General features: G+C 37.9%; 10 protein-coding genes and 1 pseudogene. 4 read left to right on the forward strand and 7 right to left on the reverse strand.

Annotation, left to right across the window (positions count from 1 at the left end; genetic code table 11):
- The 3 genes and pseudogenes from AM629_RS20050 to AM629_RS20060 form a co-directional block, all read left to right on the forward strand.
- Positions 1 to 344 (forward strand): annotated as a pseudogene (locus AM629_RS20050) (PAS domain-containing protein); the annotation flags it as partial.
- 80 nt (positions 345 to 424) lie between these two features.
- The gene (locus AM629_RS20055; protein ID WP_054481445.1) at positions 425 to 1,096 is read left to right on the forward strand and encodes a helix-turn-helix transcriptional regulator; all 672 of its coding nucleotides are present in this window, start codon (positions 425 to 427) and stop codon (positions 1,094 to 1,096) included.
- A 59-nt stretch (positions 1,097 to 1,155) separates the two neighbouring features.
- Positions 1,156 to 1,851, forward strand: a complete 696-nt coding sequence (locus AM629_RS20060) for a helix-turn-helix transcriptional regulator (protein ID WP_054481447.1) — start codon at positions 1,156 to 1,158, stop codon at positions 1,849 to 1,851.
- A 434-nt stretch (positions 1,852 to 2,285) separates the two neighbouring features.
- On the opposite strand, the gene AM629_RS20065 is transcribed toward AM629_RS20060, so the two are convergent.
- The 3 genes from AM629_RS20065 to AM629_RS20075 are packed head-to-tail and all read right to left on the reverse strand — an operon-like array spanning position 2,286 to position 4,315.
- Complete coding sequence (locus tag AM629_RS20065) at positions 2,286 to 3,542, reverse strand: PTS ascorbate transporter subunit IIC (protein ID WP_054481449.1); 1,257 nt, start codon at positions 3,540 to 3,542, stop codon at positions 2,286 to 2,288.
- 12 nt (positions 3,543 to 3,554) lie between these two features.
- Positions 3,555 to 3,842, reverse strand: a complete 288-nt coding sequence (locus AM629_RS20070; RefSeq protein WP_054481451.1) for a PTS sugar transporter subunit IIB — start codon at positions 3,840 to 3,842, stop codon at positions 3,555 to 3,557.
- A gap of 29 nt (positions 3,843 to 3,871) precedes the next feature.
- Entirely contained in the window at positions 3,872 to 4,315 is a 444-nt protein-coding gene (locus tag AM629_RS20075; RefSeq protein WP_054481453.1) for a PTS sugar transporter subunit IIA, read from the reverse strand.
- Between the two features lie 368 nt (positions 4,316 to 4,683).
- On the opposite strand from AM629_RS20075, the gene AM629_RS20080 reads away from it, so the two are divergent.
- Positions 4,684 to 5,724, forward strand: coding sequence for a LacI family DNA-binding transcriptional regulator (locus AM629_RS20080; protein WP_054481455.1), 1,041 nt, complete (start codon positions 4,684 to 4,686; stop codon positions 5,722 to 5,724).
- Between the two features lie 140 nt (positions 5,725 to 5,864).
- Here the strand turns inward: AM629_RS20080 and AM629_RS20085 are convergent, their stop codons facing one another.
- The 4 genes from AM629_RS20085 to AM629_RS24810 form a co-directional block, all read right to left on the reverse strand.
- On the reverse strand, positions 5,865 to 6,332 hold the full coding sequence (locus AM629_RS20085; protein WP_054481457.1) for an Rrf2 family transcriptional regulator: 468 nt from the start codon (positions 6,330 to 6,332) through the stop codon (positions 5,865 to 5,867).
- A gap of 319 nt (positions 6,333 to 6,651) precedes the next feature.
- A complete protein-coding gene (locus tag AM629_RS20090; protein WP_054481459.1) occupies positions 6,652 to 7,041 on the reverse strand; it encodes a nuclear transport factor 2 family protein in 390 nt (129 codons plus the stop codon).
- 271 nt (positions 7,042 to 7,312) lie between these two features.
- The gene (locus AM629_RS24805) at positions 7,313 to 7,453 is read right to left on the reverse strand and encodes a hypothetical protein (RefSeq protein WP_235525555.1); all 141 of its coding nucleotides are present in this window, start codon (positions 7,451 to 7,453) and stop codon (positions 7,313 to 7,315) included.
- A gap of 223 nt (positions 7,454 to 7,676) precedes the next feature.
- On the reverse strand, positions 7,677 to 7,889 hold a 213-nt coding region (locus AM629_RS24810), incomplete at its 5' end, for a hypothetical protein (protein WP_235525556.1).

The following is a 7,889-nucleotide window of genomic DNA, read 5'->3' on the forward strand; positions in this document are numbered from 1 at the left end:
GTCATAATCCTTGTGAAACCAAGGGTTATCAGTCAGAATTTATATATGACAATCCTACCTTTCACCAAAAGCTCGATTTACTTAAAGGTCCCAATATAACAGGGTTTTCAATGGGTGAATTGACCTCGCATATTGCAAAATATGAAGAGGAATACTACCGCCAGAGTCAAAAAGTTATCCAAACTATTCCAAGAGTGACTTCATTAAATACCTACTCGTTTGAAAAAAATAAAACCAAGCAAACTTGTACCCATTATGAATATTCACTTTGCAATAACCATGATCGTTGTATCGGTACCACTTTACAGATGTACAAAGCTCAGAAATTTTCTGTTTCTTACTGAAGTTAATCTCTACACACCAGAGATATTTTTGCAACCAAAAATCATAATGTTTTCTTAAATCAAAATATTATATAAAAAATATGACCAGAAAAAATTTCATTATTTCATCTCAAATAATAAACACCTTGGAAACTAGCAACGAACCATGGGGGATAAAAGATAAATCTTCCTGTTTTTTTTATGGCAATGATGCATTGACTAAACTTCAAAATATAAGTTCTAATTATGATTATCAAGGTAAATATGATAGTGACATTCCGTGGCAAGGCAATGAATTCTCGGAAGATTTTATTAAACATGATTTGAGGGTGATGGAAAATGAAGAAAGTATTTTATCATTAGAAACACATGTATTTGGACAAGATAGAATTTTATCATCTTATTTCCAAGAGAAACTTCCGCTATATAATGATAATGGTGAATGCATCGGCATCCTTTTCCATGCCTGGAAAGCTCAAAATAACTCACTAACTCGCCTATTTCACAATAAACTACCTGCTTCCATTATATTTCAATCACCAACTGAGCTTCTTACTCAACAAGAATGGGAAATCGTTTTCCTTTTTTTACAGAAATATAGCAAAAAACAAATCAGTCAATTACTTAATATCCCTTACAAAACCATAGGGAAGGATATGAAAAAAATTTATAATAAACTAGATGTAAATTCTGATTTACAACTGGAGGAATACTGCCAAATAAATAGTTTTAATCTCTATGCACCAAAAAGGTTTTTATTGTCTTACTTATAAATGTCGTTTATTTGTTTATTCAAATTTTTTATAAGGTAATAATGTTATAAAGGTCAAATATGAGTCAATCAGGATGTAAAAAAGTCCCTTTTATTACTCCTCAATTAACTAATATGTGGGATAAAAGCTTAGAACCATGGTTTGTGAAAGATAAGGAATTCCGTTTTATTTATGCAAATACAGCATTTATTAAAGCCAATAAGTTACCTGAAAACTTTAATGTTGTCGGATATACTGATGAAGAATTACCTATACCACTTAATCAATTTGCTCACCTTTTTGAGGAACATGATCGTAAGGTCTTACAATCTATGCAACGAATATCATCTCTTAACACTCATCCTCATAGCAAAAACGAACAATCTACATCCTATTTTTGTAACAAATACCCATTAATGGATGAAAATAAGCAATGTGTTGGTATCATTTCTCATGCTAGAGAAGTGCATAATTTCACCGTATCTCATTATATAGAGAATGACATTCCTATATCGATTAGATTTCAGCCACCTAACAATATATTGAAAGAGAAAGAATGGACAGTCCTCTTTTTATTCTGCCGTGGCGTCAACAATAGATATATCGCCAGAGAAATGAAGATTTCATATCGTACCGTAGAAAAATATTTCGAAAGTATCTATGAGAAACTATCAGTTAACTCAGCTATTGAATTAAGAATATTTTGCAAAGAGAATAATTATGATCTCTACATTCCACCTAAATACTTTAAATCTAGAGGCCATATTTTGCTATAAATAATCGATTTTATTATTACATATTCTCTCTATTCTGTTTAACTAATCTGAGTTTTCTCTTAGTCTGATATATGGGCAACAACTTGATAAATTAAAATAAAGGACTTAAGACGTGATTAAATTATCATTTTTTTGAATATTTTTTCCTTATTTATATTAAAAACTTTCAGAAAATTCAGAAACTATACAACTAGAGTGAATACTAACTAAAATTTATGGTCAAATAACTTACATCAACATATTGGCAAAAGAGATCGAGACAGGGAACTATACCCAATAGATTTCAGATTGCAGCGCGGCGGCAAGTGAACGCATCCCCGGGAGCATAGATAACGATGTGACTGGGGTAAGTGAACGCAGCCAACAAAGCAGCAGCTTGAAAGATGAAGGGTATATAACCCTGTTTCAATCCCGAAATTCCAGCAATCCCCAAATCAACGAACAATCACTCCCAACAGAATGCCTAATGCACCAAAATCAGCATCACTAAATGTCGTGTTGGCAATACCGATATTCCCCAAGACAGGCAATAAGAATACGGGCAGGAAAGTGATCAACCAGCCCTGAATAAAGGCACCGAGAATAGCGCCTCTGCGGCCACCTGTTGCATTGCCGAAAACCCCAGCCGCAGCACCGACAAAAAAGTGTGGCACCACCCCCGGAATAACTACTGTCATGCTCAATGCATACAGTACAAACATACCAATAACACCCGCAATAAAACTGCTCAGAAAACCTACCAGTACCGCATTAGGCGCGTAAGGGAATACAACCGGACAATCCAATGCAGGTTTAGCATTCGGAACCAACTTGTCGGAAATTCCTTTAAATGCAGGAACAATTTCTGCAATTATCATTCTCACTCCTTGTAAAATGATATATACACCGGCCGCAAAGGTAATAGATTGCATTAACGAAAACATAAATCCATTTTTACCACCACTGACTTCTCTTACAAAATCACCACCTGCAAACAAACAAGTAACAATAAAAATAATCGCCATCGTGAAAGAAATAGCAACCGGCGTATCACGCAAAAACAGTAAACTTTTCGGTACATTCATCTCCTCCGTTGAATGTTCTTTATTGCCCAGTTTACTGCCAATAAAACCAGACAGAACATAGGAAAGTGTAGAAAAATGCCCAATGGCAACTTCATCAGAACCTGTCACTTTCTTCATATACGGATGAGCAATCGCCGGGAAGAAAACCATAGCAACACCAACAACCACAGAACCGATAACCACTAGCTTAGTTCCGTTGATCCCGGCAGTTGCCAGAATCACTGCCACCATCATGGACATAAACAAGGTGTGATGCCCTGTCAGAAAGATGAATTTCCAAGGTGTAAAACGGGCAATCAGGATATTAATCACCATGGCAAAGAACATAATCATTGCCATTTCTTTACCAAAACTTTTCTGTGCAATGGAAACAATCGCTTCGTTATTTGGTACTACCCCCTGAATACCAAAGGCATGTTGGAAAATTGCAGCAAAATCCCCCAGTGAAGAAACGACTAACCCAGCGCCCGCCCCCAAGATCACAAAACCCATTATGGTTTTTATGGTGCCTTTGATACATTCGGTCACTGGCTTTTTTTGTACGATCAGCCCAACAAGTGCGATAAATCCCACCAAAACCGCAGGTTCTGACAACACATCACTCATCAGAAAGTGGAAGAATTCCATAGCTACCTCCGGTTACAATGCACCAAGCTCAGTTAATGCCACGGACAGGCGTTGTTTCATTGCGGTTTTATCCACCATATTGTCCAGTGCAACAATTTTGCCATTGACTGCCTGAGCAACTAATTGTTCTGCAATATCTTTCGTACCAACAAAAATATCGCTTTGAGTTGCTTTTGCTGACCCCAGATCAACGTGATCAACACTGGCATCTATTCCTATATCTTTCAGAATATTTTTGATGCTCATTTCCATCATCAAGCTGGTACCTAATCCATTTCCGCAAACGACTGTGATTTTCATACTGTTTTCCCATAGCAAAAAATAACGACTTAATATCTGTCGATAACAGATATAATCTCTTCTTTACTCTTGGCTCCCATTAATAATTTTGTATCTTGTTGATTATCAAAAAGCGCAGCAAGCTGAGAGATCACTTCGATATGGCTGGCATTGTCGATCGCTGCCAGCACGATCAGTAATTTAACTGGATCATTTCCTTCAGAACCGAATTCAACGCCCTGACTGACAACGGTTAATGCTAACGATAATCTGTTCACCCCCTCTTCAGGTCTGGCATGTGGCATAGCAATTCCCGGCCCTACAACGTAATAAGGCCCAATTTCTTCATGAGAGCGATAAATAGCATCAATATAACGGGGAGAAATTGCACTATTTTCCACCAACGGTTGGCAAGCAACCGCGATAGCTTCCCGCCAATCTTTAATATTCGGGATCAATTGGATCACATCTTTGGTGAGTAAAGTTTTTAGCATCAGCTTTCTCCTGGTCGAAACTTTATTCTGTTTAATGATGTTCAGCCTTGTCAGGAAATGAAGCAAATCGTTAAAACACCCTAAGTCCGTCTCTGGCATCTCAAGCCATATCATTCACAATATGAATATATTTCACCCTTATTCTGCTAAACCTGACTTCAAATTCGCTTTCTGGTGATATTAGTCACAAATGGTAGCGCTATCTACCCTCATAAGTCATTATTGTGATAGCGCTATCATTTGTTATCTGAATGATTTACCAGAATGGCAACGCCCATCATGTTTTTTTCCCCCACGACTTACTTGAGATAAGGTAGAATCCCATCGTCAAATTCATAGCCGTTAATTAAAAAAATAGAAAAATATTGATGGGAAAGACACGAAAACGCCGTAATACAGGGCGAGTAACACTACAAGATGTTGCTAAGTATGCCGGTGTCGGTTCAATGACGGTTTCACGCACATTGAGAACGCCAGAAATGGTATCGGATAAATTACGGGAAAAAATTGAACAAGCCATACAGGAATTAGGATATATCCCAAATGGTGCCGCTGGAGTACTCGCCTCCGGCCAAAGCAATATTATCGCGGTTCTTGTTCCATCATTGACAGATAAAGCCTGCGCCACATTTATACAGTCATTACAACAGGTGCTGAATAAACATTCTTTCCAAGTTTTACTTGGATGTCATGAATATAACCGTAATAAAGAAGCCGAAATTATCATGACATTGCTGCAAAGTAACGCGGCAGCGCTGATTATCTTCGGCTCTCAATTGACAGATAAAGCCTACAACAACATTTCTCATATCAATATCCCGATTATCAATGTTGCGGGATCTCATCAACAACAGACGACTATCAATATAGAAACAGATTTTTCCGAAGCTGCCTATACTCTGACTGAGTATATGCTTAACAAAGGTCGGAAACATATTGGCTATATTGGTGCACAAATGGATAACCGTTTACTAAATCAGCAAATTAATGGCTGGAACAAAGCAATGCTACATCACTATCAGAATGCAGACCAAAATATCACTACCCCCGATGCTGCCAGTATGCAATTTGGTCGCCAGGCAATTACTGAGATGTTATTACGGCAACCTGAACTGGAAGGTGTTGTTTGCAGCCATGAAGTGATTGCCTTAGGAGTGATGTTTGAATGCCAACGTCGTCTACTAAAAATACCAGCAGATCTGGCTGTCGCTTGTTTGGAAGGCTCAGATAATTGTGATCACACACAACCAACACTGACATCCATCCGCATTGATTACCCCAAAATAGGAAAAGACACAGGAAAACTACTGGTAAGGTTGCTCAATAAACAAAATGCAGATGAGCCAGAATGTCAAAATAATCAACATCATCTATTTTCGTATAAGTTTGAGCCCAGACAAAGCACTTAGCAGAGATGAAAACGTCAACCCAAGTAGTAGCACAAATTTTAATGAAAGCTTATATACCTGTTATCTTTCAAGTTGCCTCTTTGTTGGCTGCGTTCACTTGCCGCCGCGATCCATCTTGAAATCTATTGGGTATAAAAGCGCTAATTATTTAGCCTGCTGCTTAAATCTGGTGGCTTAAAAGGAAAACCTGCGCAATCTTCAACTCTATTTGCCATATCAGCGATTGTCGTTTCAGCAAGAGCTGTTTCTAGCGCACAAGTAATACGCGAAAACTCATTTTCCAACACCGGGGTAATATTGTGTCCAATATAACATTTAGGATTAGGTTTGGAACGATGCAACGTGAAATACAGAGGGTCTTCAACTGCGCGATAAATATCTAGTAATGAAATTTGCTCCGAAGGCCGGGCCAGTAACGCTCCCCCACCTTGACCCATTTGCGAATAGGTAAGTCCCGCATCTGCCAGAATCCCTAAAAGCCGCCGGACCACGGTCGGGTTGGTATTCACACTTCTTGCGATATCTTCAGAACGTACGGCTTGTCCATGATAAAGCGCAATATCAGTGAGAATATGAATAGCTACAGCAAAACGGGTAGATGTTGGCACCGGAGTATCCTATATACCTAAGGATGTGATTGAAAAACGGCAGAAAACTGGAAAAAAGATTACATAATATGTAACTAATTTTGTCACATAATAAGTAGTGAAATTCAGAATGTCAATCTGTTCAATTAACACCCTCACTCCTTCAGCTCTGCCGTCACATACAAGACCATCTATACCCAATAGATTTCAAGTTGCAGTGCGGCGGCAAGTGAACGCAGCCAACAAAGCAGCAGCTTGAAAGATGAAGGGTATAAATACATACTTCTATACAAGCGTGACCTTTATCCCATTAAGACTTCGTTACATTGACCCCCTTTTTTTAAACTGAATTAGCACGATCAATCTGAAGCGTATCGGAGGTCTGCTGTAATTTTACTAGCTGTTCGCCCTGCACTGTCCATATATGAACGAAACGAGAAATAAATCGTTTTCCATTCTTTACTTTCCCTAAATAATTACCTAAAACAATCACATGATCACCTGACTCGAAAAATTCAGAACTTTCTACAACAAATTCCTCAAAGTCATTAAAAAATGGCACAAAAAAATTATTTAATACGTCATCAATCCCTTCATAAAACCCACCATGTAGAGCGCCTTCGGTAATATCCCAAATAATGTCATCTCCCATCAACGGGCGAATAATATTGATATCACCCATAGACTCGTAAAAACGACGAACAATAGATACATTTAATGAATCTGACATTGATAATTCTCCTTCAAATTATCCTGCTATGAAAAATGGCTGGTTGCTATAAAAAAAGCGAACCGACCTGTATCTTGGGATGTTCAGTGAAAAAAGTCTTAACTATCACCCCTAGAAAATAATGCAAGCATCTTTCATCTTAGGCGATATATTGCGGGTAAGATATCCCCTTACTTAGGTAAGCCTGGGTATATATAGCAGTCATCACATATATTTTGGCGTTTCAAATATCATCTGGTTGGAACACCGAAGTATCGATTTAAGCGGTCCTTTAAAGTATTTCGTTTATTTCTCCCCAATGTTGCCCCGATTGAGTCATTTTTTGAGCCAGAGAACCCGCGCTTTTAAAGTGCTTAGCTCCTCCAACACCAATCAGCCCCGTTGTTACAGCGCTTCCCGATAACAATGGCAAGGCCAAAATACTCCCTTCTGCGGCAACCATAGTCTGGCAAGAGAGTGGCGTATTACCACTACAGACTTTCTGGATTTCGGTTTGCTTTTCCTGTTAATTTCTCAACTATGCCTTGCTTATTCGCTCTTATTCGCTTCTGCTGCCGCCAGTAAATTCGCCAAAGAGTTATTCTCGATTACAACAATTACGTAGAAAAAAATAAAGCCAAACAATATAAAATAACCTAGATAACCATAATAATGTATTTTGAAGACTTATTTCCATTTTTAATAAATTCAAACCAAATTCCAGACATATAAATAACAAATAATATTATCATGGGAAAATTAGCAAGTTTGTTTTTATTAAAAAAACAAAAATCAAAAAAGAGCAATGGAGATTTTACACTTCTTAGTGAAATTTTTTTGCTCAAGCCAAAGTAGATGAAGCATGCAAG

This window comes from Photorhabdus heterorhabditis (assembly GCF_001280945.1).
In the GTDB taxonomy this organism is placed as follows: domain Bacteria; phylum Pseudomonadota; class Gammaproteobacteria; order Enterobacterales; family Enterobacteriaceae; genus Photorhabdus; species Photorhabdus heterorhabditis.